Genomic DNA, 23022 nt, shown 5'->3' on the forward strand with positions numbered 1-23022 from the left:
GCCGGCGGCATGCTCGCGCCGTATTGCGAGGCGGAGATCGCCGAACCCATCATCAGCCGCCTGGGCTGCCGTTCGCTCGACCTCTGGCGGCGCGAGCTGCCGGATACGCCTTTCAACGGCTCGCTCGTCGTGGCCCATGCCCGCGAGCGCAACGATTTTGAGCGCTTTGCGAAGATGACGCAGGGCCACCAGCGCCTCGATGCGGCCGGCCTCGCAAAGCTCGAACCCTCGCTGGAGGGCCGTTTTCGCGATGCGCTGTTCTTCGCAGCCGAAGGCCATGTCGAGCCGCGTCGCGTACTGCCAAAACTTCACGACCGCATCCGCGCCGCCGGCGGCACCATCAAGTTCGGCAGCGATGTGACCGCGAAGGATCTTGCAAACCTTCATCCTAAAAGCATCGTGATCGATTGCCGCGGCCTGTCCGCGCGCGACGAGCAGCCCGAGCTTCGCGGCGTCAAGGGCGAGATGATCCTGATCGAGACGAACGAGGTGCAGCTCGCGCGCCCCGTGCGTCTCATTCATCCGCGCTGGCCGCTCTACGTGATCCCGCGCGAGGACAATCTGTTCATGCTGGGCGCGACCTCGATCGAAGCCGAGGACACCGGCGTCAGCGTCCGCTCAGCGCTGGAGCTGTTGGGCGCCGCCTACACGGTGCACCCCGCCTTCGGCGAGGCCCGCATCGTCGAATTCGGCTCGGGCCTTCGCCCCGCCTTCCCCGACAACCTTCCGCGCATTGGCATAAGCGGCCAGACGATCAACGTGAACGGTCTCTACCGCCATGGCTTCCTGATCGCGCCGGCGCTCGCCGAGCTGACGCTGGCTTACGTTGAGCGCGGCCAAATCGACAATGAGGTGATGCAATGCGCGTGATCGTCAACGGCGAGCAACGCGAGATCAATGCGGCCAGCGTCGGCGCGCTGCTGAGCGAGCTCGACTACGAAGGCACGCATTTCGCGATCGCCGTGAATTACGACGTGGTGCCGAAAAGCCGCTGGGCCGAGACGGCGCTGAAGGCCGGCGACGAGATCGAGATCATCACGCCGCGGCAGGGAGGGTGAGCAAGTTGAAACGTGCCGCCACAAATTCCGCCGTCATCCTGAGGTGCGAGCCGCACTTCGGCTCGCCTCGAAGGATGGCCGCACGCGCGGCTGTCATCCTTCGAGGCGCGCAAGTGCGCGCACCTCAGGATGACGGTCCTCGCAAGTTGCCAGCAAGGAATTTGAAGACATGGTGACCTTCTACAACAAAACCTTCCCCTCGCGCCTCCTCATCGGCAGCGCGCTTTATCCCTCGCCCGCGATCATGCAGCAGGCGATCCGCGCCTCGGGCGCGTCCATCGTCACGGTATCGCTGCGGCGCGAGTCCGCCGGCGGCAAGACCGGCGACGCGTTCTGGAACCTGATCCGCGAGCTCGAGGTAACAGTGCTGCCGAACACCGCCGGCTGCCGCAGCGTGCGCGAAGCCGTGACCACGGCAAAACTCGCGCGCGAATTGTTCGGCACGCCGTGGATCAAGCTCGAGGTGATCGCCGACAACGACACGCTGCAGCCCGACGTCGTCGGCCTGGTCGAAGCCGCCACGATCCTGATCAAGGACGGTTTTGAGGTCTTCCCCTATTGCACCGAGGATCTCTCGGTCGCGAACCGCCTGGTCGATGCCGGCTGCAAGGTCGTGATGCCCTGGGCCGCTCCGATCGGCAGCGCCAAAGGCATCACCAACCGCGACGCGCTAAAACTGCTGCGCGAACGCCTGCCCGATATCACGCTGGTGGTCGATGCCGGTCTCGGCGCGCCCTCGCATGCGGCGCAGGCGCTGGAGCTCGGCTACGACGCCGTGCTGCTCAACACCGCGATCGCCAAGGCCGCCGACCCCGTCGCAATGGCCAACGCCTTCCGCCTCGGCGTCGAGGCCGGCCGCACCGCATACGAAGCCGGGCTGATGAACGCCCGCGACTTCGCCTCCCCCTCCACCCCTGTCGTTGGGACCCCGTTCTGGCATGCCGTATCCTGATCCCTTCTACGCCGTCGTCGACAGTGTCGACTGGGTCGCGCGCCTCGCCAAGCTCGGCGTCGGCACCATCCAGTTGCGCGCGAAAGATCTGAACGACGCCGAGGCGCTGCAAATCGTTACCGACGCGCTCGCGGCGGTGAAGGGCACGCAGGCCAAGGTCGTCGTCAACGACTATTGGCGCGCGGCGATCGTCGCCGGCGCAAAACACCTGCATCTCGGCCAGGAGGATCTGGTCGATGCGGATTTGAAGGCCATCCGCGAAGCCGGCCTGACGCTCGGCATCTCCACCCACGATGATGCGGAGCTTGCCACCGCGCTCGCCGCAAAACCCGACTACGTCGCGCTCGGCCCGATCTTCTTCACCACGCTGAAGTCGATGCGCTTCGCCCCGCAGGGCATTCCAAAGATCACGGAATGGAAGAAGCGGATCGGCAACATCCCGCTGGTCGCGATCGGCGGCATCAAGTTCGAGCACGCCCCCGAGATCTTTGCCGCCGGCGCCGATTCCATCGCCGTCGTCTCCGACGTCACCCAGAACGCCGACCCCGACGCCCGCGTGCGGCAATGGCTCGGCCTCGCCAAGGAGGCCGCGTGATGCCGCTCGCACTCTGTTCAACCCGTCACCCTGAGGTGGCCGCCTCTTCGGCGGCCCTCGAAGGGCGACGGCCCGGCTCTTTCATCCTTCGAGGCGCGCAAGAGCGCGCACCTCAGGATGACGAGATCGAAATTGCACCCAGGAATTAAGAGTAACCGGAGGATCCCATGAACATTCGCTCCAATCCCGAAAAAACCATCCCCGCCGTCACCACCGGCCCGCTGCCGTCCTCGCGAAAAATCTTCGCATCCCCCGACGCCGCGCCCGACCTGCACGTGCCCTTGCGCGAGATCATCCTCTCGGAAGGTGCGGGCGAGCCGAACCTGCTGGTCTACGACACCTCGGGCCCCTACACCGATCCATCCGTCACCATCGACGTCAACGCCGGCCTCGCGCGCGACCGCAAGCAATGGGTGCTGGAGCGTGGCGGTGTCGAGGAATATGAGGGCCGCCAGATCAAGCCGGAGGACAATGGCAGCGTCTCCGCCGAGAAGGCCGCGCGCGCCTTCTCCGCCTATCACAAGCCGCTGCGCGGCCTCGACGGCCACAAGATCACGCAGCTCGAATTCGCGCGCGCGGGCATCATCACCAAGGAGATGATCTACGTCGCCGCGCGCGAAAATCTCGGCCGCAAAGAGCAGCTCGCGCGTGCGGAGCAGGCGTTGGCCGACGGCGAGAGCTTCGGCGCAGAGGTCCCCGCCTTCATCACCCCGGAGTTCGTGCGCTCGGAGATCGCGCGCGGCCGCGCCATCATCCCCTCGAACATCAACCACAGCGAACTCGAGCCGATGATCATCGGCCGCAACTTCCTCACCAAGATCAACGCCAATATCGGCAACTCCGCCGTGACCTCGTCGGTCGAGGAGGAGGTCGAAAAAATGGTGTGGGCGATCCGCTGGGGCGCCGACACCGTGATGGACCTCTCGACCGGCCGCAACATCCACACCACCCGCGAATGGATCTTGCGCAACTCGCCGGTGCCGATCGGCACCGTGCCGATCTACCAAGCGCTGGAGAAGTGCGACGGCGATCCCGTGAAGCTGACCTGGGAGCTCTACAAGGATACGCTGATCGAGCAGTGCGAGCAGGGCGTCGACTATTTCACCATCCACGCCGGCGTGCGCCTGCCCTACATCCACCTCACCGCCAACCGCGTCACCGGCATCGTGTCGCGCGGCGGCTCGATCATGGCAAAGTGGTGCCTGGCGCATCACAAGGAGAGCTTCCTCTACACCCATTTCGACGAGATCTGCGACCTCATGCGCAAGTATGACGTCTCGTTCTCGCTTGGCGACGGCCTGCGTCCGGGCTCGATTGCGGACGCCAACGACCGCGCGCAGTTCGCGGAGCTCGAGACGCTCGGCGAGCTCACGAAGATCGCGTGGGACAAGGGCTGCCAGGTCATGATCGAAGGCCCCGGCCACGTTCCGATGCACAAGATCAAGATCAACATGGACAAGCAGCTGAAGGAGTGCGGCGAGGCGCCGTTCTACACGCTTGGACCGCTGACCACGGATATCGCGCCGGGCTACGACCACATCACCTCAGGCATCGGCGCTGCCATGATCGGCTGGTTCGGCTGCGCCATGCTCTGCTACGTCACGCCGAAGGAGCATCTCGGCCTGCCCGACCGCAACGACGTCAAGGTCGGCGTCATCACCTACAAGATCGCCGCCCACGCCTCTGACCTGGCCAAGGGCCACCCGGCCGCCCAGCTCCGCGACGACGCGCTCTCCCGCGCCCGTTTCGACTTCCGCTGGACCGACCAGTTCAACCTCGGCCTCGATCCCGATACGGCCAAGGCGTTCCACGATGAAACCCTGCCGAAGGAAGCCCACAAGGTCGCGCATTTCTGCTCGATGTGCGGCCCAAAATTCTGCTCGATGAAGATCACGCAGGACGTGCGGGACTATGCGGCGACGCTGAATGATCCGAACTCGGTGGGGATGTCGATGAGTGGCACCGTCGAGGACGGCATGAAGCAGATGAGCGCGAAGTTCAAGGAGATGGGGAGCAGCGTTTATCTGGATGCGGAGAAGGTGAAGGAGAGTAATCGGGTGTTGTGAGGGAGCTCTGCGCCTTACAGCCTCCTCACCAAAGCCTTGCATTTGGCGGCCAAGCTTGCCAGCCGACCCATTGCAACCTATAATTGATCGTGCAAGAATGCACCTCTTGCTTCACCGTTGTCTTCGAGCTTTCATAACATGAAAGCCGCGATCGTTTTGAGAAGCGAAGGTTGGTTACCTGAGAAGGTGAAGCAGGAGGTTCAGGTGAGCATACAGATTTTTTTGCAGTTCGCCGGATTCATTATCATTATCGGACTGCTCTTCGTTATCTGGGCAGAACTACGCCGGCTGAGAATGACCATCGAAGTGTTACTAGACAGCACGAGAGAGAACTCCCGATCGCTCGTCGCAACAATTCTGGAAATTAACGCAAGGAGCTCCGACAAGAGCAACAAATACGAATTGCGATAGAGATGCCTCATGCCCGCAAACGAATTCGAATTATTGAATCAAAGCATTATCAATTTGAGGCAAGGCAAGCCAATTGACTTCGACAAATACGGCCTCATCAGAAGAGGCGGAGGCGAGGCGATCGAAGACCTTTGTCAAAATGTGGCAAGCCACACACGAGGGGGGCCTCAAGGCGAAACGTATTCGACTTGGTTGTTAGCATATTACGGTGGCGGAAAAAGTCAGACGCTATCCGACGTCAGCCGCATTCTCCGGGAGCAGCAGTACGGCTCCTTCAAGGCTTTCGTAACTCGCATCGATCTCAATAATTCAAGAAATATCACTCAGTCAGGCTTCCAAATATCTCTCTTCGAAGACGCGTCGTTCATATCATCAGCGCACGCTGAGAGCGTGATTGACATAACCAAGACTGTGCTGGGGCATAAGAAGGCGGAAAGCGCTGCGGTGGTCGGCGTTGATATTGCGACCACTGCACTCAACATCAAAATTCCTGGAGCTGGCACTCTCGTGAAGGAGGCCCTTGGAAAGGCGCGCATCTGGTACGTAGGTCGAAGAGCACACATTCAAAAGAAGATAGATGCACTGGGATTGCCAAGTGCCGAAGCCAGGGAATTGATGATACGCTGGGTCAGCTATTCTTTGTCGCCAAGTCGCGATAGTTTGGGTGCGCTCAACGAATACGTCGATCGCTTGTCGAATAATGGAGCGCTTTTTTCCGCGCTAAAGCACATCCTGAAAATCTCAAACTACGGATCGGTAGTTATCCTGATTGATCAAGCCGAAAAGCTTGTCGACAACCGGTTGCTGACGGATCATTTAATGAGTATCCGCGACTCGGATGAAGTCAGATTGAATCTTTTCTTCGTCTTCGCAGGCACCGATAGGATCGACGAACTCAGATCTGAGCAAGAGTACGGTGGCTTTGCTCGACGATTTCTCGATGCCAACAGATGCGAAACTCGCTCCACGCCCCTAAGTGCTCCAAATATTGCCTCGACGCCCGACGATGACCTTATTCGCATCCGAGACGTTTTTGCCCGGATCCGGCAAGATCATCCAGGATTGCCGATACCGAGATTGACCGATGAGCGGATTCGCGCAGTCAGGGAAGATTTGAACACGCGGCAGCCGGTTTCGTGGGCGGCTTTTTGGAAATCGGTCCTCGCTACGTAAGCTCACAAGTCGCTTAGCCCGGATGAGCAGAGCGACATGCGGGATTGACAGTTGTCCCGCATGTCGCTCCGCTCATGCGGGCCACAGCTCCAGCATCCCCTCCGAAAGCAAACGCCAGCCGAGAGCTCGGTCTATTGCCGAGACGTCGTTTCAAGAGACCGTTTTCTTCAACAGCGGCTGATCGGCCTTGACGTCGGATGAGCATTCCGCTTCCCAGGGGAAACGCCGATTGACGTCTTGCCAGATGACCTGGAGACAGGGGAATGCGCGCCGCGATTTCCGGTAGAACCAGATCGCCGTACCGAGATATTCGGGGTAGGCCCCGAACGGCACCTGCCAGAAACCGAGCTTGTAGCCGTCCTCCAGCATGTCGTCGGAGATATCGCCATCGACGAACTTATGTCCCGCCGCAACGTGATCGCGGATAAGGTTGATGATAGCCTGCGCGTTCTCGGCGCTCTGACCGAAGATGATGAGTTCGGGGTGGCCATAGGTCAGAAACAAGCCGATTGAAAAAGCAAACGGCGGATTTGCATCGGGTATGCCCACGATGTGGCAGCCGTAGTTGCGCACATTGCGCAAAATGATCTTGTCGGCTTCGTGTTCAGGCTCAGGCCACTCGAACTGGTCTTGCATCGTCACCTCAATAAACCCGGTGGGCAGGTCTTATTCGCTTTGGCTCACCCTACAATTGCAACGTACAAGATGGTAGCAAGCGTAAGCTCGGATGAGCGCAGCGACATCCGGGATCCTTGCGTCCCGCATATCGCTCCGCTCATGCGGGCTACAGCCCGGATCATTGACGTGCAAGACGCCGCCCCTCACCGCCTCCCCGACCAGCTCCGCAAAAACCTGCGCGTCGTCTTCGTCGGCACCGCGGCCTCGACGCGCTCGGCCGAACTCGGGCACTACTACGCCCATCCCGGCAACCGCTTCTGGCGCGCGCTGCACGAGGCCGGCATCACGCCGCGGCGCTATCAGCCAAGCGAGTTCGCCTCACTGCTCGAGCTCGGGATCGGCTTCACGGATCTCTCAAAATCCGGCGCCGGGATGGATCATGAGATCGACAGAAAATCGTTCGATCTTGCAGGTTTTTGCACCAAAATCGACGCGTTTCGACCGAAAACGGTGGCGTTCACGAGCAAGAATGCGGCGAGCTTGTTCTACGGCAAGCCGTCGAGCGCGATCGCGTTGGGGCGGCAGCCGGTGGACGGGAAATTTCCGGACGTGTTCGTGCTGTCATCGCCGTCAGGTGCGGCGTCGGGGCACTGGACGCTGGAGCCGTGGCGGGAGTTGGCGGATTGGATCAATTCGACGCACGCGTAGCCCGGATGGAGCGCAGCGCAATCCGGGAATCCCGTCGCGGAGAGACCCGGATTTCGCTGCGCTCCATCCGGGCTACGACCACAACCCCATCGCCGTCACCCTGAGGTGGCCGCCTCTTCGGCGGCCCTCGAAGGGCGACGGCCCGGCTGGTAGCCTCGCAGAAGCATTGGGGCCGTTCATCCTTCGAAGCTCCCCATGCGACGCGTTGCATCGCATGGTTCGCACCTCAGGATGACGGGATTGGCGTCATTGCGCGCGGCAACGCCCCTACCGCATCGTGATCGCAAGCCCGCTGAGATCCGCATTCGCCATCAACCCGACCTGCTGCCCCGTCAGTTCCAGCACCGCGCCCTTCTGGTTGGTGAGCACGATGGCGCGGGCGCCACGGCCGACTGCGAGGCCGGCACCGGCGGCGCCGTAGACGCCGGCGACGTCGGAGGGGCGGTTGATGTTGGAGACGCGGCCGCGCAGCACGGTCTTGGAGCCGCCGAACACGAGGCCGTAGTCGAGGCCGCCGGTGGAGAGCGAATAGGAGCGGCCGCGGAAGTTGAGCACGCCGCCGCCGCCCGAGCCGCCGATGATCCAGCCCGCCTTGTAGATCGTCAGCGTCACGAAGCCGGAATCGGCCTGCGCCGTCGTGGCGAGGCCGACAACAGCGGCAAAGGCAATGAACGCGGCGCGAAAGCGCGATGCGAAATTCATGGGCATTCTCCGGGGAACGGATGTCTTATGGAACGATGTCTTGGGCAAGATTCGAATCAGACGCGCCGAGTCTATCCAGGGGATCGCGGCGGGACCATGTTCGGGGGAAGGGAGGAGCGACGACCGGCTCCATTATGCGACTCTACACCTGATTTGCCCGACGGGTCAAGAGAATTTCGAAAAATACGAAGTTCGATCACGGCGCCGTGATCTACTGTGCATGGGGTTGTTTTCGACCTTGTTTTTTCGGACAGGCGCCGGCGGCGGTTCCAACCACGGTTGCAAGTGCCCGACGGGCAGCTAGGCTGCGGCCCACGCAGTCCGTCCCCCGAGGTGCCCCATGCCGATCCAGCATTTTGCTCCGCCGCCGAACGTCAAGTCGCCGCCGCTGTCCTTCGCCACCCGTGTCGGCGATCTCGTCTTCGTGTCGGGCATTCCCGGCTTCGACGCCAACGGCGCGCTGCCGGACGGTTTCGACGCGCAGTTCGGCAATGTCGTCGTCAACATCAAGCGCATCCTGGACCAGGCCGGCGCCACCTTCCGCAACCTCGTCAAGGTCAACGTGCTCCTGACGCGCGCGAGCGACGTGCCGGCGATGAACGCGATGTATGCCGGCGTGTTCGGCCCGCCGCCCTACCCGGCGCGCACCACCTGCGTGGTGCAGGCGCTGCCCGATCCGAAAATGCTGATCGAGATCGAGGCGGTGGCATCGCTTGCGAAGTGAGCGATGTTTCCGCGTGTTGCCGGCCTGACATCTGCGTGAACGATAACGGGCCCGGCTTGCCAGGGCGGCGCATTTGCCGCACCAGTCTTGCTTTATCGCTGTCAGGAGACATTCATGCGTCGCGTCCTCACCCTCTCTGCCGCTGCCGGCATCGCTGCCTCGGCGCTCGCCACCCCCGCCTTCGCAAAAGTCGGCTATTACGTGATCCGCTGGGACAACACCGGCATCTGCCAGATCTGGAACGAGGACCTGCGCTACAAGCCGGTGCAGTGGCCCTCGACCTACAAGGTCGTCAGCAAGCCGTTCCCGACCTTCGACGCCGCCAATGCCGTGCAGCTCAAATATCGCGCCGAGCGCCGCTGCACGCTCTGAGACGGCCCGGCCAAGGGCCTGAATTTGCGGGGGGCGGATGGCGGAAAACGTCATCCGCCCCCGCTTTTTGTTGAACCTGTTCCAGCCGCCGGCCTACTCAATTGTTGTCCGGGGCGCATGTTCCCACGCTCCCCGCACCACCCCTCCCCGAGCATTGCCGGGAGGCGCATCACGACTTTCATTTGAGGAGCTCATCCATGCGTCGTTTCTCCAAGCTGTGCGTTGCCGCAGGACTTGCCGCTGCCGCCTTCGTTGCGACCAGCCCGGCCCAGGCCGGCTATCATCTGATCCGCTGGCAGGACTCCGGTCTGTGCCAGATCTGGGACGAGAGCATTCCGACCACGCCATGGCCCGCCGGCTCGCACCGCGCGAGCGCGACGGTCGCGACCTTCCTCGACGCGCTGGCCCTGAAGGATCACGCGCTCAAGACCAAGGCTTGTACCTGGTAGGTCTTGTACCTGGTAGGTTTTGCACCTGGTAAGATTTCGATCGGCGGATCGAGAAGCGGGCAAGGGCGCGCGAGCGTTCTTGCCCGCTTCCGTTTCCGGCTCCTACATGAGTTTCGGGACGACGAGATGCGCATCATGACATCAAGGTTTGCCGCCATCGCACTAGCGCTCGGGGCATTGGTCACATCCGCGCAGGCGCAGCAGTCGTTCCGCGTGATCTCGCCGATCTTCGGGCAGCTCGTCACCTTCTCGATGCCGTCGAATTTCACCGCGGCCTTCGAGAATACCAAGGGCGGCCACTACATCCGCGAGGCCGTGCTGAAGGGCGAGAGCGCGCAAGCCTGGACGCAGATGATCACGGTGACCGGCGAGAAGGGCGTATCAGGCAATCCCGGCCTCACGCCGGAAAAATTCGCCGGCAATTTCGCCGGCGGCTTCAAGGCCGCCTGTCCCGACAGCTTTGGCGCGAAGGGGCTCGGCGCCACCAAATTCGGCAGCTTCGATGCCTTCATCGCGGTGATCGGCTGCGGCAGCGTCGACAGCGGTCCGGCCAAGCACAGCGAGACCGCGCTGCTCGTCACCATGAAGGGCACGGCCGACTACTACACGATCCAATGGGCCGAGCGCGGCGCGGCGAGCGACAAGCCCAAGGTCGACGACGAAAAATGGACGGCGCGCCTGCGCGAGCTGCGCCCGATCGATCTCTGCCCAATCGTGCCAGGCGAGAAGGCGCCCTATCCGAGCTGCGTCAACAAGAGCTGAGCGCGCGACCCGAATGAGCGAAGCGTAGCCCGGATGAGCGAAGCGACATCCGGGATTCCTTGCTCACATCGAAATCGCCTGATGCATATCGGCGCGCTCTCCGAACGAGCCCGCACCATCACTCACCACTCCCGCCCAATCGTCCGGAAGCAGGCCGGCCCGCACATACCGGTGAAAAGAGGAATACGGCCAATCGCTGACTTGCCTGACGTGACCATGCTTGACCGGATTGAAATGGATGTAGTCGACATGGCGCGCATAGTCGTTCTCGTCGCGAACCGTGTGTTCCCAGTAACGCCGTTGCCACAACGCCAGCTCCCCATTGCTCCGGCGCGGCAGGTCGACGCCCGCGTCGAGGAGCGCGCTACTGAAGTGACCCTTGATCCGGCGCCAGCGCCCCGCGAAATCGGAGTCATCCGCAGGAAGGGTCATAATGGTGTGCAGGTGATCCGGGAGGATCGCAATTGCGTCGATCTCGAACGGACGCTCCCGTCGTGCCGATCGGAAAGCCTCGCGCAATTGGCTGGCGTGCTCGACGAGCAGCCGCGAACGACGATCGGAAAGCGTCACAGTGAAGAAGTAGGTGCCGCCCTCAATGCGATTTCGTCGATACAGAACCATCGGCCAGACCGTCCCGGATATCGCTACGCTCATCCGGGCTACAATCTAGCACGGCTGTGTTCACGCGTCCTTATGCGCGCCGGGATGGATCAGGATATCGCGGGCGGCGGAGAGGTCGAGGAAGGCCTGCTCGCTGCCGCCGAGGTCGGGATGCATGGTCTTGGCGAGACGGCGATAGGCCTGGTTGATGTCGTCGCAGGTGAGCTGCACGGCGAGCGGCAGGCCAAGCGTCCTGCGCGCGCTGTCCTCCTTGCTCAGCTTCTTCGGCAGCGCGCCGCGCCGGCCGAAACGGGGCGCGGTCAGATTATGCACAACATCGAGGACGACGGCGAGACGGCGCTGGGCGGCGACGATGATGTCGTGATCGTCGCCGTTGCTTGCCGCCTGGCGCAAAATCGGGATCGCCTGTTCGGCGGCCTGTCGGAGCGTCGGCTCGGGGCTCATGCGCGCGATCTCGGTGGCCAACCGGCCGGCCTCGTCCCAATCGACGGAATGGGCCGTCCACAACCGTTCCAGGGCCAGCTTCCAGGATTCGATACGCTCGATCATCGCAGTCACATTTAGCAAGAGAGGCGACTATGCCAAGTACGGCGTTTCAGACGTCTTAATTTCGGGTTAGCCTTTCGCGAAATTTCGACGAGAATCCGGGATCAAATTCGATCTTTCCTGCCGCTTCTTCCCAACCGACGGGGCCCCGCGCATGCTCACGCTCTACTCCTATCCGACCCTGTTCGGCGTCGCCGACAACAACGGCTACGGGCTCAAGGTCTACGCCTTCCTCAAGCTCGCCGGCGTGCCGTTCAGGCACGAGCACATCTTCGACGCTTCGAAAGCGCCGCGCGGCCAGTTGCCCTACATCGTCGATGGCGACGACACCATCGGCGACAGCGAAACGATTCTGCAATACGTCACAAAGAAGTACGCGTTGACGATCGACGCCGCGCTGACGCCGGCGCAGCGCACGCAAGACCTGCTGGTCACGCGGATGCTGGACGATCTCTACTGGGTGATGTCCTATTCGCGCTGGAAGGACGAGCGCTACTGGCACGCGTTTCGCGACGCCTTGCTGCGCGAGCATCCGAGCGTCAGCGAAGAAGGCCTCGCCAAGGCCAAGGCTTTCAACGAGCAGCGCTACTATTATCAAGGCATCGGCCGCTTCGATTCCGACGCCGCGATGGCGCGTGGGCTTGCCGATCTCTCGGCCATCGCCGCGCTGATCCCTGCCGACAGCGGTTTCGTGCATGGCGACAAGCCGACCGCCGTTGATGCCGGGATCTACGGCTTCATCGCCAACATCTATTTCTACGACATCGACACGCCGCTAAAACAGTTCGTGGTCGCGCACGACAATATCGTCCGCCACTGCCGTGCCATCCACGCGATGGTCTCGTGAGGCGTCAATGATGCCGGATCGGTTGATCGTGGCTGCGCTTGCCGAAGCGTGGCGCGGAGAGTACGTGCAGGGCATGCTGCACGATGCCGAGCCGCTGGCGGGCGATCTCGCGCGTGCCCCGGCCGGCCGACTTCGCCGCCGCGTGGCGCAGGCTCGGCAGCACCTGAAGTGCGGCAAGCCGCAGCGGCTCGTCGTGGCTGGCGCCGGAGATATCGGCGACGATCTGTGCCATTTTGCGATAATCGGGCTCGGGCGCCGACAGGCAGCGCTCGATCTCGAGCTTCCACTGGCTGATATGCGGGTCCATGCGCGTCATCCCAAACCGGAATGACAGCAACGCGCAAAGGCGGCTTGGCGTTTCCGTTGGTTCGGTTTTGAATTAGCTTGTCGACAACATCAAACAAGACCTCGAGGAAACGCCATGCCCCTGCTCGCCAACCATATTGCAGTTATCACCGGCGCGGGCTCCGGCATCGGCCGCGCGATCGCCACTGGCTACGCACGCGAGGGCGCGCAGGTAGTGCTGTACGACATCAATGGCGGCGCCGCGGCGGAAACGGCCGAAGCCATTCGCGGTAGCGGCGGCAAAGCGGAGAGCTTCGCCCTCGATGTCACCGACCGCGACGCGTGCTTCGCAGCAGCCAAGCAAGTCGCCGACAAGGTCGGCCAGGTCTCGATTCTCGTCAACAATGCCGGCATCACGCGCCGCAATGCGTTCACCGCCGAGAAGGACACCGTCGCCAAGGACTGGCAGGACATCATCGCGCTCAACCTCAACGGCGTGTTCAACATGACGCAGGCGTTCCTCGATCCCTTGCGGGCAGCCAAGGGCCGCATCGTCAATATCGGATCGATCCAGTCCTTCGTGCATCTGCGCACGCCGAGCTCGGCCGCCTACACCACCTCCAAGCACGGCGTGCTCGGCTTCACCAAGGCGCTCGCCGCGGAACTCGGCAAGGAAGGCGTGCGCGTCAACGCGATCGGACCAGGCTTCATCGAGACCAACATCAACGCCTCCGTGCGCGCGACCAATCCGGCGCTGGTGCAGGCTTTTGTCGATCACACCCCGCTGGGCCGCACCGGCAAGGCCGAGGACATCGTGGGCCCCGCGATCTTTTTGGCCTCCGACATGTCGGCCTACGTCACCGGCTCGATCGTGATGGTGGACGGCGGCTATCGCACGGTGTGATAGGCATCAAGAAAATATGCATCTCGTGCCAATCGCGGCCGCACCGGGGCATTCCCAAGGTCAATTGGTGCGCTGGCCCGGAATTAACCTCTCGTTAACCGTCTTCGCCCACCGTAGTTCTACGGCTTGGGGGTCGTTTGTTCTCGATCCGCTTCCAACGATGGAAGCGGGCGTTGATCGGGAGGTTGTTGATGACCACTGTCCATGTTGCTGCGCCTGACACGTTTGCGCAGTCCCTTGCTCCGAACCAGATCGTTCCGTTGCTGATCGGCTCGACCGTCGACGAGGTCGAACGCGAGCTCGTCGTGCAGACGCTCGCCCGCTGCGACGGCAACCGGACGCGCGCCGCGCGCGTGCTCGGCCTGTCCGTGCGCACGCTGCGCAACAAGATCCGGCTCTATGTCGCCGACGGCATCGACGTTCCCGCCTATCATGACTAGAGCTTCGTTCCGATAGAATCGGAACGAAGCTCCAGATTCTTGTTTTGGCGCGTTTTCTTCGCGCGGACCGGTATCCACTTCGCTTGAAAACGCTGATGCGCGTGACAGCGCGCCGTCGTCTTTGGTGTTGATCGCGCAGGACGCGCGCCCGCGCGCAATTGCTGCTCGCGCCAAACGCCGCTAAGAAAAATGCGGTCTTCAGCGGGAGTGGCGGCGTGGCAGACGATCAGGGCCGGCAAGGACGACAGGGACCTCCGGGTCCGCGTGGGCGGCAGGGCGAACCGGGCCGGCCGGGCCCGCAGGGTCATCCCGGACGGCGCGGCGCAGACGGCGCCCGCGGCAAGCCCGGTCCGGCGGGCAAGACCGGCGCGGCCGGAAAGCCGGGGCCACAAGGCAAGCCGGGTGAAGCCGGACCGCAAGGTAAGGTTGGACCTCAGGGACCGGCCGGCCCGCAAGGACCGCGCGGCGAGCCGGGACCGCCGGGTCAACTGCCCTCGATCGAGCAGGTCATCCCATGGCTGGAGCAGATTTTCGACGCCTGGGAAGAACGCCGGCGCCAGCGCGAGCTGGAGGCCCTCGAGCAGCAGGCGCTGGAAGCCGCGGTGCTGGAGGACGGCGACGCGATCCCCGATGAGGAGAGCGACGACGGCGGGGACGACGATCACCGGAAGAAGAAGAAAAAGAAGAAGCACAAATAGCAGAAGCTATTTCGCCTGCGCGTCGTCGCTGCGCGGCAGCATGCCCATGCGCTCGAACTGCCAGCGCATGGCGCGGTACCAGACATAGCCCACGATCGCGCCGCAGACGGTCAGGATCGCGAGATTGGCGCTGCTATAGGTGCCGCTCCACCACATCATCCAGGCAGTCCACAGCACCGTAAAGATGATGGCACCGGCTTTGAGCGAAATGAGGGGGCAGTTCATGATTGTGCTCCGGGTTATCCAAACCCAGACGCGATAGTCCCTCAACCTCGCCTCAAACACCGTGAGCCACGTCACGGAACCCTAGCCAAAGCGCAGCCGCGAGCGCTCCTTCGCCTTCTCGGCCTCAATCGCGCGATCGCGCGCCGGCGCGTGCGTATGCAGCGAGGTCAGGAGACGCCGCGCGGCGTCCGAGACTTCGGCGACCGCGCGCTCGAAGACCTCCTGATTGGCCTGCGACGGCTTGTTGAAGCCGGAAAGCTTTCGCACGAACTGCAGCGCCGAGGCATGGATCTCGTCCTCCGTCGCCGGCGGCTCGAAATTGTGCAGGGTCTTGATATTGCGGCACATGCTTCTCTCCTGTGGCCGATGCGGCGCTGGCGCTCTGGAAGACGGTCCTCAGGGACGAAATCCTACATGGCATCCGGCGCTCTGTCAGACCGGCCAATATTCCGGTTGCGCGATGCACCATTGCAAAAAGTTTCTGAGAGGGACGGCACTTCCGGTCTCGATCCCAAGTCGATGACTGGTAATATCGCCTGCAAGGCGGCCCGATGAAGGAGGCCGCATCGGGGAGAGCACCATGAAGGCTTCACACGCGCTGCTGTCGGCGATCCTGCTGACGATCTCGATGCCGGCGATGGCCGCCGATTACCCAGCGCCCAAGCAGGGGGACTGGATCGCCAAGGATTTCAAGTTCCACACCGGCGAGACCATGGCGGAGGTGAAGCTGCACTACACCACTGTCGGTGAACCGACCGGCCAGCCCGTGCTGGTGCTGCACGGCACCGGCGGCTCCGGCGCGAGCATGCTGTCGCCCGCGTTCGCCGGCGAGCTCTTCGGCCCCGGCCAACCGCTCGACGCGTCCAAATATTACATCATCCTCCCCGACGCGCTCGGCCACGGCAAATCGTCAAAACCGTCCGATGGCATGAAGACGAGCTTCCCGAAATACAATTACGACGACATGGTCGCGGCGCAGCATCGCCTCGTGAAGGAAGGCCTCGGCATCAAGCATCTGCGGCTCGTGATCGGCAATTCGATGGGCGGCATGCAGACCTGGCTATGGGGCGAGAAATATCCGCAGGAGATGGACGCGCTGGTGCCGATGGCCTCGCAGCCGACCGAAATGGCGTCGCGCAACTGGATGATGCGGCGGATCATGCTCGACACCATCCGCAACGACCCCGAATACAATGGCGGCAACTACACCAGCCAACCGCGCATGATGAAATACGCTGTTGTCGCCTACGGCATCGCCAGCATCGGCGGCACGCTGGCCTATCAGCAGCAGGCACCGACCGCGGCCAAGGCGAACAAGATCGTCGACGACCGGCTTGCGGCACCGATCACGGCTGACACCAACGACTTCCTCTACCAGTGGAACTCCTCGGAAGATTACAACGCCGGCGACAGACTGGAGCAGATCGAGGCGGCGCTGCTGCTGATCAACTCGGCCGACGACGAGCGCAACCCGCCCGAGACCGGCATCACCGAAGCTGCGATGAAGCGGGTCAAGAACGGCAAGCTGTATCTGATACCCGCGAGCACGGAGACGCGCGGCCACGGCACCACGGGCAACGCAAAATTCTACATCGAGCAGCTCCGACAATTGCTGCAGACCGCGCCGCAGCGGACAATGTGAGGCTACCCGGGCGCAATGACCATTGGCCGCTTCCGCCGCATTGCGCTCGCGCTACCCGATACCATCGAGGGGGCGCACCACGGCAAGGCTGACTTTCGCGTCGGCAAACGCGTGTTTGCGACGCTGGGCTACCCCGATGCCAAATGGGGCATGGTGAAGCTGACACCTGAGCAACAGACGATGCTGGTCGACGCAGAAAGCGGCGTCTTCCGGCCAGTGCCGGGTGCATGGGGCAAGAACGGCAGCACAAATGTGCTGCTCGCAAAAGCCGATCAGGCCACGTTGCAAAGCGCGCTCACGATGGCATGGCGCAACGTCGCGTCCAGGTCGTTGCTCGCCTTGCAGGACAAACCGAAGCGCTGATCCTGCGGCGCATCACACCCCGCAAACGCATAATATTTGAGCATGCAACGCTGCGACAGCTCGGGCTTAATCGCGAGAACGAATCGACGCGCGGGACAACCGCGCCCCGACACCACGCGATATGGAGGATCGCATGCGAAAGCTCGCGCTGCTCGCTTGGCTTGCCGTGATGCCGGCGCTGAACTGCGCGGCGCTCGCGTTCGACAACGGGCAATATGACCACGTCCCGCCCGATATCCGCGCCTGGTTCAAGAGCGTGATCGCGCCGAACGGCGTTCCCTGCTGCGACATCTCCGACGGTCACCGCACCGAATATGACGTGCGCGGCGGCAACTACTGGGTGCCGATCGAGGGACAATGGATGGAGGTGCCCGCGCGCGCCATTATCCGCGACCAGGGCAATCCGATCGGTCACGCCGTGGTCTGGTACGTGCACCACCGCGGCGCCATCATCATCAGTTGCTTCGTACCGGCGGACGCGGTCTAGCGCTTACGCCTTGGGCTCACGCTCGGGCGATGCTTCGACATATTCGATGTCATCGCCGTATTCGCCGAGTACTGCGCGCAGCTTTCCCGCGCCACCCTTCGCGACCGTGAAGATCGCGGCGAGCTTCGGGCGCTTCTGCCCGGGGAACAGGCTTTTCGCGGCAAAGCCCGCCTTGCCGAGCTCCTTGATGATCTTGCGCCGGCGGCTCTCGTCGACGCGATCATGGAATTTGAACTGCACGGACATGCAGGCAAGCTAACCGTTCGTGGCGCCCGATCAAGGCCGCCGTTCACTTTCGGAACTAGACGCCCAAGGCTGCCGCAACATCCAGCAGGCCGGCGCCGTATTGGCTGGTGAATTTCTTGCCGCGCATCCCCGGCAGTTTCCTTGCGGTGGCGATCAGGCGCTTGGCAACCGCAAGGCCGGACGCTTTGGACTTCGCCTTGCCGGCATAGAGCAGCGCTGCCGCGCCCGTCACATGCGGCGTTGCCATCGAGGTGCCCGGCCAGGAATCGTAATCGGTGTGATCGGCGAAGCTCGCTTTCTGCCGCGGCACCGTCGAGAGGATGTTGACGCCCGGCGCGACCAGGGCGATGTGCTTGCCGGTATTCGAGAATGAGGCGCGCCGGTTGGCCTCGTCGATGGCGCCGACGCCGATCGTCCCCGGATAGCCGGCGGGATATTCCTTCTTGTTGCCGTCTTCGAACTCATTGCCCATCGCGGTCGAAACCACCACGCCGGCTTCGATCAACTCGGCGAAGACGGCAGCCTCCGCCTTGGAACGGTCGTAGCCGGCGATACTGAGATTGATGACCTTGATGTCGGAATCGAGGGCTGCGGCAAGTGCCTTGCTGTAAAGCTCGAAGTTGAAGCGCTCGGCGCTGCTGCCCTTTTTCCTGGGGTCCTTGAAAATCTTCCAACTATGGAGCCGGCAATTCGCCACGCCGGCAATCCCGACGGCATTGTTGACGATAGCGGCAATCGTGCCGCTGACATGTGTGCCATGGCCGAGAAAGTCGCGCCCGCTGTTGCCGTCGTGACGATAATCCTGGATCGAATCCACGAGATCCGGATGTCCGGCATCGATGCCGCTGTCGATCACGGAAACATGCACCTCCTCCGCGTCCGGATGATTTCCATTGAACCAGCGGATCGCACGGAGGCCCCACTGCCGGTTGATCATGGGATCGACGGCGCACAGCCACCGATTGGGAACGGGCTCGACCAGATCGACCGCCTTCGACGTGCGCAGACGCTTGAGCAGCGCCGGGGTGACCTTCTTGTCCCTGAGGTGCACGATCTGAAAGCCGGCAAGCGCATCGCGCGGCGTCTGCGTCGCGGATTGCGCCAGCGATCGATGCACCGTCGCAAGCGAGGCGCCCTCCGGCGGCGGAGGCACACCGCCGCCCTCGACGACGAAGAGCGGCTTCATCGCCTTCAATCCCACGGTGTCGCGCAGAAAATCGATCGGCCCCTGAACCTCCTCGGGCATTGCCGCCCTCACGGCTCGCGCCGTCGCCGCCTGAAGCGACGTGGCTGCGAGATGGCGCACCGCGGCGGGCTTGACGCGGATGATCAGTTGACCCGGCACATGCGTGGGATGGCGTGTCCCAGAGGCGGCGACACGCGAGGCCTGCGTTGAGCCCATAACACTGCCTCCCTTGAAAAACGATAAAGCAATACTTCCCGTTATAAGCGAGAACTTCGATCGCCGCTACCGGCGTCGCCCGGCAGCGGCGCAATGGCGCGGGCGCGCCACCCATGCTAGTTGGGCTGATGACCTCCAATGTCGCTGACGATCGTGTACGTGCCGTGATGCGCTGGGTGATCGCGGCGTTCTATCTCACTGCCGGGATTGCGCATCTCTGGGCGCCGGACAAGCTGCTGGCGATCACGCCGTCCTGGGTGCCGTTCGCGGTTCAGGTGATCTTCATCACGGGCGTCTGCGAAATCGCAGGCGCGATCGCGCTGGTGACGCGGCCACTGCGCTGGTGGGCGGGAGTTGCGCTCGCGCTCTATGCGCTCTGCGTCTGGCCCGCGAACTTCAAGCACGCCATCGACGGCATCGCGCTGCCCTACATCACCAACAGCTGGCTCTATCACGGTCCGCGGCTGGCGCTTCAACCCGTGATCATCTGGGCGACGCTGTATTGCGCTGATGTCATCGATTGGCCATGGCGGCGCGGCGATAAGGCATAGCGCCCCCGCGCGGAGCGATGTTATTCTTGGCGCAAGGCTCATCAGGGAGAGTTACGTGACCGACCTTTGCGCTGCCGACCTCGCCGCCGTCTATCCAAAACCGTCGCCGCGCGTGATCGCAAAGGCCCGGCCCGAGATCGACGCGCATGCGCGAAAATTCATCGAGATGTCGCCGTTCTGTGTGCTCGCGACGTCGGGCGCCGATGCCAGCGTCGATGCCTCGCCGCGCGGCGGCAGCACCGGTTTCGTGCACGTCGCAGGCCCCAACCAGCTCCTGATGCCCGACCGGTCCGGCAACAACCGCATCGACAGCTTCAGGAACATCGTCGAGGGCTCAGGCTTCGTGCATCTCCTGTTCTTCGTCCCCGGCATCGACGAAACGCTGCGTGTCGGCGGCACCGGCACGGTGTCGGTCGATCCGGATCTGCTGGCATCGATGGTCGAGTTCGGCAAGCCGCCGCGCGCGGTGCTGAGCATTGCGGTCAGCGAGGTCTATTTCCATTGCGGCAAGGCGCTGATGCGCTCGAAACTGTGGTCGCCGGATGTGAAGGTGGAGCGCTCGGTGATGCCGAGCATCACCGAGGTGATCCACGATCAAACCGGTCTTGGCGATCGCGACAAGCAGGAGGTCGTGGAGGCGCGCTACAGGGAGCAGTTGTAGCCTTTGGGAAAACCGTCCCGGACAAGCGTAAGCGCAGATCCGGGACGACATGGGAGTGCGAGGCGACGTTAGCGCCTAGCTGTCGCCCTCGAGACCGCCGACATGCTTCTGCGTGTACAGTTCGAGGCCGATGCGGGCGATCAGGTCGAGCTGGGTTTCGAGGAAGTCGATGTGATGCTCCTCGTCGCTCATCAGCTTCTCGAACAGGTCGCGCGTGACGTAGTCCTTCACGCTATGGCAATAGGTGGCGGCCTCCTGGTAGAGCGCGCGCGCGCTCATCTCGGCGGCGAGATCGCAATCGATGATCTCCTTGACGTTCTGGCCGATGCGCAGGGGATCAAGCACCTGCATGTTCGGGAAGCCGTCGAAGAACAGGATGCGCTCGGTGAGCTTGTCGGCGTGCTCCATCTCCTCGATGGACTCCTTGCGCCAGACCTTGGCCATGTCGCGCAGGCCCCAATTGTCGAGGAAACGGTAGTGCAGCCAGTATTGGTTGATCGCCGTTAGCTCGTGACGCAGCGCCTTGTTGAGATATTCGATGACTTTTGCGTCGCCCTGCATGATTCACTCCAAGCTCTTGCGGCCAAATCGGTCCCAAACCGACTTTAGAACGCTTCTAAAACAGTTTGAAAACGGGAGCAACCGGGCGCAAGCGCGCACCCGGGGAAAATACAGCTGATGTGATGGGGAAATTTTCAGCAGGCCGCGAGGGCGAACTCGGACGGCGCGGTGTCTTCGTCGTTGGCTGCAACTTCGCTGTGCGGGCAGCCCGAACAGCAGGACTTTGCGCAGGGCCCAAGGGCTTCTTCGATGATGGTTTTGATGGTGCGGGCGCAGCGGCCGCATTCAGCGCTGCAGCCGAGGCAGCCATAGACCTGCTTGGCATGGCGCACAGCGTCGTCGGAGTCAGCGACGGCGGCTCGAACATCGTGGTCGCTGATGACGTTGCAGGAACAAACGATCATGGAAAGCGGCAGGCCCTTCGGTGATGCACCATCTTCGATATTTAAGGGCTCAGCCGGATGCAAAAGAAAAAAGCGCTGTTTGAAGCAATTCCAAACTGGACCCGGATAGAGCCTAGAACGGCTCTAAAATGCTGTCTTGCGCTGGATCAAGTTTGAACGGCTGTCGGCTTAATCGCCGCCTCCTCCGCCGCCTCCGCCATCGCCACCACCTCCGCAATCACCGCCGCCACTGTCGCCGCCGCTACCGCTGTCACTGCTATATGAGCAGCTGCCGCCATCGGTCGGGTTGCCGGAACTGTCGAGGCTCGAACGGTCGCTGGAGAACCAGCTTCCGAGCGAGAATCCGCTGCTCGTACTGCTGTAATCCGAGCTCGAATAGCTGCCGCCGTCGTAGCCGCTATCCGCGCGGGCCCGCCGCCGGTTGCGGTTCTGCAAATGGGTCATCAGGGCATAGCCGATCATCCCGGTAATCCCGATGGCGATCAGAATATTGATCATCGCGCTGCTCCTCATCCGCTGGCGTGCATGACGCCCATTCGTCGCCTGCAGCCACCCTCTCGTTCATTGATCGTTCAAGCGAAATATGGAACTAAGGGCGGGGAACTCCGTCCGCCTCCAGTTTGTGTTGAAAGGTCAAAGCCATGAAGAAATCGCTCCTGGCCCTTGCCGCCGTCGCTACCCTGGCGGTATCGGCCGTGGCACCCGCACCGGCCCATGCGCAGCGTGGCGTCGCCGCGGGCGTGGCCGCCGGCATCATCGGCGGCGCCATCGTCGGGGGCGCACTGGCTTCCCCGTATTACTACGGCCCCGGCCCTGCCTACGGCTACGGTCCCGGCTATGGCCCTGGCTACTACCCGCCCCGCTACTACGCGCCCGGCCCGGGCTATGTCGCCGACGACTATTATGGCGGCTGCGTCTGGCAGCGGCAGCGCTTCTGGGACGGCTATGCCTGGCGCGTCCGCCGCGTCCGGGTTTGCGGCTGATCGCGCCACCCACCGAAGCTGCGCCTGAAAGGGCTGGGTTTGACAGGCTCCTGTAAGGGAAAGGCCTGAAAAAGACCGCTTTTTCCGGTCACAGCTCCGTGTGCGTTTACCGCGGATTGACCATTTGCGCGCTTCCTAGCCGGACGGCCAATTCCAACAAAGTTTGCGTGAGACATCCAAACCCAGGCGCTCTCCCACGAGCGCGCCTTCTCCCAGGAGAGCCAAGACTATGAAGAAGACTTTTGTTGCCGCCCTGACGGTTGCGACGGTCGCCGGTTCGCTGGTCACCGCCACGCCGCCCGCCAAGGCTGATAACGGCGTCGGCGCCGGCATCGCTGCCGGGCTGATCGGCGGTGCGATTGTCGGCGGCGCCATCGCGGCGAGCCGTCCGGCCCCCGTCTATGGTGGCCCGGTTTACGTCGCCGAGCCCCCGCCGCCCGCGCCCTGCTACTGGCAGCGCCAGCGTTACTGGGACGGCTATGGCTGGGTCGTGCGCCCGGTCCGCGTTTGCTACTGAGCTGATCCGATCGGCGCGCCAGTCGCGCCGCGATCAAGGCCCGGCCGAA

General features: G+C 62.9%; 35 protein-coding genes. 23 read left to right on the forward strand and 12 right to left on the reverse strand.

The window, feature by feature from the left end:
* The 7 genes from C2U70_RS27970 to C2U70_RS28000 all read left to right on the forward strand — a co-directional run.
* On the forward strand, positions 1 to 870 hold an 870-nt coding region (locus C2U70_RS27970; protein WP_140981858.1), incomplete at its 5' end, for an FAD-dependent oxidoreductase.
* On the forward strand, positions 861 to 1058 hold the full coding sequence (gene thiS / locus C2U70_RS27975) for a sulfur carrier protein ThiS (protein ID WP_140981859.1): 198 nt from the start codon (positions 861 to 863) through the stop codon (positions 1056 to 1058). The genes C2U70_RS27970 and thiS, both read left to right, overlap by 10 nt.
* 169 nt (positions 1059 to 1227) lie before the next feature.
* Positions 1228 to 2010 carry a thiazole synthase gene (locus tag C2U70_RS27980; protein WP_140981860.1) on the forward strand — a complete coding sequence of 261 codons (783 nt, stop codon included), beginning with the start codon at positions 1228 to 1230 and terminating at the stop codon, positions 2008 to 2010.
* On the forward strand, positions 1997 to 2605 hold the full coding sequence (locus tag C2U70_RS27985) for a thiamine phosphate synthase (RefSeq protein WP_140981861.1): 609 nt from the start codon (positions 1997 to 1999) through the stop codon (positions 2603 to 2605). Before C2U70_RS27980 ends, C2U70_RS27985 begins: the two co-directional genes overlap by 14 nt.
* A gap of 167 nt (positions 2606 to 2772) precedes the next feature.
* A complete protein-coding gene (gene thiC / locus C2U70_RS27990; protein WP_140981862.1) occupies positions 2773 to 4671 on the forward strand; it encodes a phosphomethylpyrimidine synthase ThiC in 1899 nt (632 codons plus the stop codon).
* 138 nt (positions 4672 to 4809) lie between these two features.
* Positions 4810 to 5082: a hypothetical protein gene (locus C2U70_RS27995; protein WP_140981863.1), complete on the forward strand. Its 273-nt coding sequence runs from the start codon at positions 4810 to 4812 to the stop codon at positions 5080 to 5082.
* Between the two features lie 9 nt (positions 5083 to 5091).
* Positions 5092 to 6255 (forward strand): hypothetical protein, encoded by a 1164-nt coding sequence (locus C2U70_RS28000; protein WP_140981864.1) that lies wholly within the window; start codon positions 5092 to 5094, stop codon positions 6253 to 6255.
* 150 nt (positions 6256 to 6405) lie between these two features.
* On the opposite strand, the gene C2U70_RS28005 is transcribed toward C2U70_RS28000, so the two are convergent.
* Entirely contained in the window at positions 6406 to 6891 is a 486-nt protein-coding gene (locus tag C2U70_RS28005) for a DUF4262 domain-containing protein (RefSeq protein WP_140981865.1), read from the reverse strand.
* A 141-nt stretch (positions 6892 to 7032) separates the two neighbouring features.
* Between C2U70_RS28005 and C2U70_RS28010 the strand changes: the two genes are divergently transcribed.
* The gene (locus tag C2U70_RS28010) at positions 7033 to 7581 is read left to right on the forward strand and encodes a mismatch-specific DNA-glycosylase (RefSeq protein WP_186294522.1); all 549 of its coding nucleotides are present in this window, start codon (positions 7033 to 7035) and stop codon (positions 7579 to 7581) included.
* Positions 7582 to 7848: 267 nt separating this feature from the next.
* Here C2U70_RS28010 and C2U70_RS28015 read toward each other — a convergent pair whose 3' ends face one another.
* The gene (locus tag C2U70_RS28015) at positions 7849 to 8283 is read right to left on the reverse strand and encodes a hypothetical protein (protein ID WP_140981866.1); all 435 of its coding nucleotides are present in this window, start codon (positions 8281 to 8283) and stop codon (positions 7849 to 7851) included.
* Positions 8284 to 8623: 340 nt separating this feature from the next.
* On the opposite strand from C2U70_RS28015, the gene C2U70_RS28020 reads away from it, so the two are divergent.
* The 4 genes from C2U70_RS28020 (at position 8624) to C2U70_RS28035 (ending at position 10590) form a co-directional block, all read left to right on the forward strand.
* A complete protein-coding gene (locus tag C2U70_RS28020; protein ID WP_140981867.1) occupies positions 8624 to 9007 on the forward strand; it encodes a RidA family protein in 384 nt (127 codons plus the stop codon).
* 114 nt (positions 9008 to 9121) lie between these two features.
* Complete coding sequence (locus C2U70_RS28025; protein ID WP_140981868.1) at positions 9122 to 9379, forward strand: hypothetical protein; 258 nt, start codon at positions 9122 to 9124, stop codon at positions 9377 to 9379.
* Between the two features lie 197 nt (positions 9380 to 9576).
* On the forward strand, positions 9577 to 9828 hold the full coding sequence (locus C2U70_RS28030) for a hypothetical protein (protein WP_140981869.1): 252 nt from the start codon (positions 9577 to 9579) through the stop codon (positions 9826 to 9828).
* 135 nt (positions 9829 to 9963) lie between these two features.
* Positions 9964 to 10590 (forward strand): hypothetical protein, encoded by a 627-nt coding sequence (locus tag C2U70_RS28035; protein WP_246666885.1) that lies wholly within the window; start codon positions 9964 to 9966, stop codon positions 10588 to 10590.
* A 63-nt stretch (positions 10591 to 10653) separates the two neighbouring features.
* Here C2U70_RS28035 and C2U70_RS28040 read toward each other — a convergent pair whose 3' ends face one another.
* Both C2U70_RS28040 and C2U70_RS28045 read right to left on the reverse strand, forming a co-directional pair.
* Complete coding sequence (locus tag C2U70_RS28040) at positions 10654 to 11211, reverse strand: REP-associated tyrosine transposase (protein WP_140981925.1); 558 nt, start codon at positions 11209 to 11211, stop codon at positions 10654 to 10656.
* Positions 11212 to 11271: 60 nt separating this feature from the next.
* On the reverse strand, positions 11272 to 11760 hold the full coding sequence (locus tag C2U70_RS28045; RefSeq protein ID WP_140981871.1) for a J domain-containing protein: 489 nt from the start codon (positions 11758 to 11760) through the stop codon (positions 11272 to 11274).
* Positions 11761 to 11911: 151 nt separating this feature from the next.
* Between C2U70_RS28045 and C2U70_RS28050 the strand changes: the two genes are divergently transcribed.
* The gene (locus C2U70_RS28050; protein ID WP_140981872.1) at positions 11912 to 12604 is read left to right on the forward strand and encodes a glutathione S-transferase family protein; all 693 of its coding nucleotides are present in this window, start codon (positions 11912 to 11914) and stop codon (positions 12602 to 12604) included.
* A gap of 4 nt (positions 12605 to 12608) precedes the next feature.
* Here C2U70_RS28050 and C2U70_RS28055 read toward each other — a convergent pair whose 3' ends face one another.
* Complete coding sequence (locus C2U70_RS28055) at positions 12609 to 12911, reverse strand: hypothetical protein (protein ID WP_140981873.1); 303 nt, start codon at positions 12909 to 12911, stop codon at positions 12609 to 12611.
* A gap of 114 nt (positions 12912 to 13025) precedes the next feature.
* On the opposite strand from C2U70_RS28055, the gene C2U70_RS28060 reads away from it, so the two are divergent.
* The 3 genes from C2U70_RS28060 (at position 13026) to C2U70_RS28070 (ending at position 14931) form a co-directional block, all read left to right on the forward strand.
* Complete coding sequence (locus C2U70_RS28060; protein WP_140981874.1) at positions 13026 to 13793, forward strand: SDR family NAD(P)-dependent oxidoreductase; 768 nt, start codon at positions 13026 to 13028, stop codon at positions 13791 to 13793.
* A gap of 191 nt (positions 13794 to 13984) precedes the next feature.
* Complete coding sequence (locus C2U70_RS28065; RefSeq protein WP_140981875.1) at positions 13985 to 14233, forward strand: helix-turn-helix domain-containing protein; 249 nt, start codon at positions 13985 to 13987, stop codon at positions 14231 to 14233.
* 215 nt (positions 14234 to 14448) lie between these two features.
* Positions 14449 to 14931: a collagen-like protein gene (locus C2U70_RS28070; protein WP_140981876.1), complete on the forward strand. Its 483-nt coding sequence runs from the start codon at positions 14449 to 14451 to the stop codon at positions 14929 to 14931.
* A 6-nt stretch (positions 14932 to 14937) separates the two neighbouring features.
* Here C2U70_RS28070 and C2U70_RS28075 read toward each other — a convergent pair whose 3' ends face one another.
* Positions 14938 to 15156 carry a hypothetical protein gene (locus tag C2U70_RS28075; protein WP_140981877.1) on the reverse strand — a complete coding sequence of 73 codons (219 nt, stop codon included), beginning with the start codon at positions 15154 to 15156 and terminating at the stop codon, positions 14938 to 14940.
* 81 nt (positions 15157 to 15237) lie between these two features.
* Positions 15238 to 15504 carry a DUF2277 domain-containing protein gene (locus tag C2U70_RS28080; RefSeq protein ID WP_140981878.1) on the reverse strand — a complete coding sequence of 89 codons (267 nt, stop codon included), beginning with the start codon at positions 15502 to 15504 and terminating at the stop codon, positions 15238 to 15240.
* A gap of 232 nt (positions 15505 to 15736) precedes the next feature.
* Between C2U70_RS28080 and C2U70_RS28085 the strand changes: the two genes are divergently transcribed.
* The 3 genes from C2U70_RS28085 to C2U70_RS28095 all read left to right on the forward strand — a co-directional run bounded on the left by C2U70_RS28085 (position 15737) and on the right by C2U70_RS28095 (position 17648).
* A complete protein-coding gene (locus C2U70_RS28085) occupies positions 15737 to 16798 on the forward strand; it encodes an alpha/beta fold hydrolase (protein WP_140981879.1) in 1062 nt (353 codons plus the stop codon).
* A 15-nt stretch (positions 16799 to 16813) separates the two neighbouring features.
* A complete protein-coding gene (locus C2U70_RS28090) occupies positions 16814 to 17161 on the forward strand; it encodes an MmcQ/YjbR family DNA-binding protein (protein WP_140981880.1) in 348 nt (115 codons plus the stop codon).
* A 133-nt stretch (positions 17162 to 17294) separates the two neighbouring features.
* Positions 17295 to 17648 (forward strand): hypothetical protein, encoded by a 354-nt coding sequence (locus C2U70_RS28095; protein WP_140981881.1) that lies wholly within the window; start codon positions 17295 to 17297, stop codon positions 17646 to 17648.
* Between the two features lie 3 nt (positions 17649 to 17651).
* Here C2U70_RS28095 and C2U70_RS28100 read toward each other — a convergent pair whose 3' ends face one another.
* Together C2U70_RS28100 and C2U70_RS28105 are read right to left on the reverse strand one after the other, a co-directional pair.
* A complete protein-coding gene (locus C2U70_RS28100) occupies positions 17652 to 17894 on the reverse strand; it encodes a hypothetical protein (protein ID WP_140981882.1) in 243 nt (80 codons plus the stop codon).
* A 55-nt stretch (positions 17895 to 17949) separates the two neighbouring features.
* On the reverse strand, positions 17950 to 19296 hold the full coding sequence (locus C2U70_RS28105) for a S8 family peptidase (protein WP_140981883.1): 1347 nt from the start codon (positions 19294 to 19296) through the stop codon (positions 17950 to 17952).
* A 113-nt stretch (positions 19297 to 19409) separates the two neighbouring features.
* Between C2U70_RS28105 and C2U70_RS28110 the strand changes: the two genes are divergently transcribed.
* On the forward strand, positions 19410 to 19847 hold the full coding sequence (locus tag C2U70_RS28110; RefSeq protein WP_246666886.1) for a DoxX family protein: 438 nt from the start codon (positions 19410 to 19412) through the stop codon (positions 19845 to 19847).
* 55 nt (positions 19848 to 19902) lie between these two features.
* Entirely contained in the window at positions 19903 to 20508 is a 606-nt protein-coding gene (locus C2U70_RS28115) for a pyridoxamine 5'-phosphate oxidase family protein (protein WP_140981884.1), read from the forward strand.
* Positions 20509 to 20583: 75 nt separating this feature from the next.
* Here the strand turns inward: C2U70_RS28115 and bfr are convergent, their stop codons facing one another.
* The 3 genes from bfr to C2U70_RS28130 all read right to left on the reverse strand — a co-directional run bounded on the left by bfr (position 20584) and on the right by C2U70_RS28130 (position 21971).
* Entirely contained in the window at positions 20584 to 21069 is a 486-nt protein-coding gene (bfr, locus tag C2U70_RS28120; protein ID WP_140981885.1) for a bacterioferritin, read from the reverse strand.
* Between the two features lie 134 nt (positions 21070 to 21203).
* Positions 21204 to 21473: a (2Fe-2S)-binding protein gene (locus C2U70_RS28125; protein WP_140981927.1), complete on the reverse strand. Its 270-nt coding sequence runs from the start codon at positions 21471 to 21473 to the stop codon at positions 21204 to 21206.
* 168 nt (positions 21474 to 21641) lie between these two features.
* Positions 21642 to 21971, reverse strand: a complete 330-nt coding sequence (locus tag C2U70_RS28130; RefSeq protein WP_140981886.1) for a hypothetical protein — start codon at positions 21969 to 21971, stop codon at positions 21642 to 21644.
* Between the two features lie 143 nt (positions 21972 to 22114).
* On the opposite strand from C2U70_RS28130, the gene C2U70_RS28135 reads away from it, so the two are divergent.
* Positions 22115 to 22456 (forward strand): hypothetical protein, encoded by a 342-nt coding sequence (locus tag C2U70_RS28135; protein WP_140981887.1) that lies wholly within the window; start codon positions 22115 to 22117, stop codon positions 22454 to 22456.
* 229 nt (positions 22457 to 22685) lie between these two features.
* Entirely contained in the window at positions 22686 to 22973 is a 288-nt protein-coding gene (locus tag C2U70_RS28140) for a hypothetical protein (RefSeq protein ID WP_140981888.1), read from the forward strand.
* The last annotated feature ends 49 nt before the right edge of the window (positions 22974 to 23022 follow it).

Origin of the sequence: Bradyrhizobium guangdongense, from assembly GCF_006483445.1 — a bacterium.
GTDB classification, from domain to species: domain Bacteria; phylum Pseudomonadota; class Alphaproteobacteria; order Rhizobiales; family Xanthobacteraceae; genus Bradyrhizobium; species Bradyrhizobium guangdongense_A.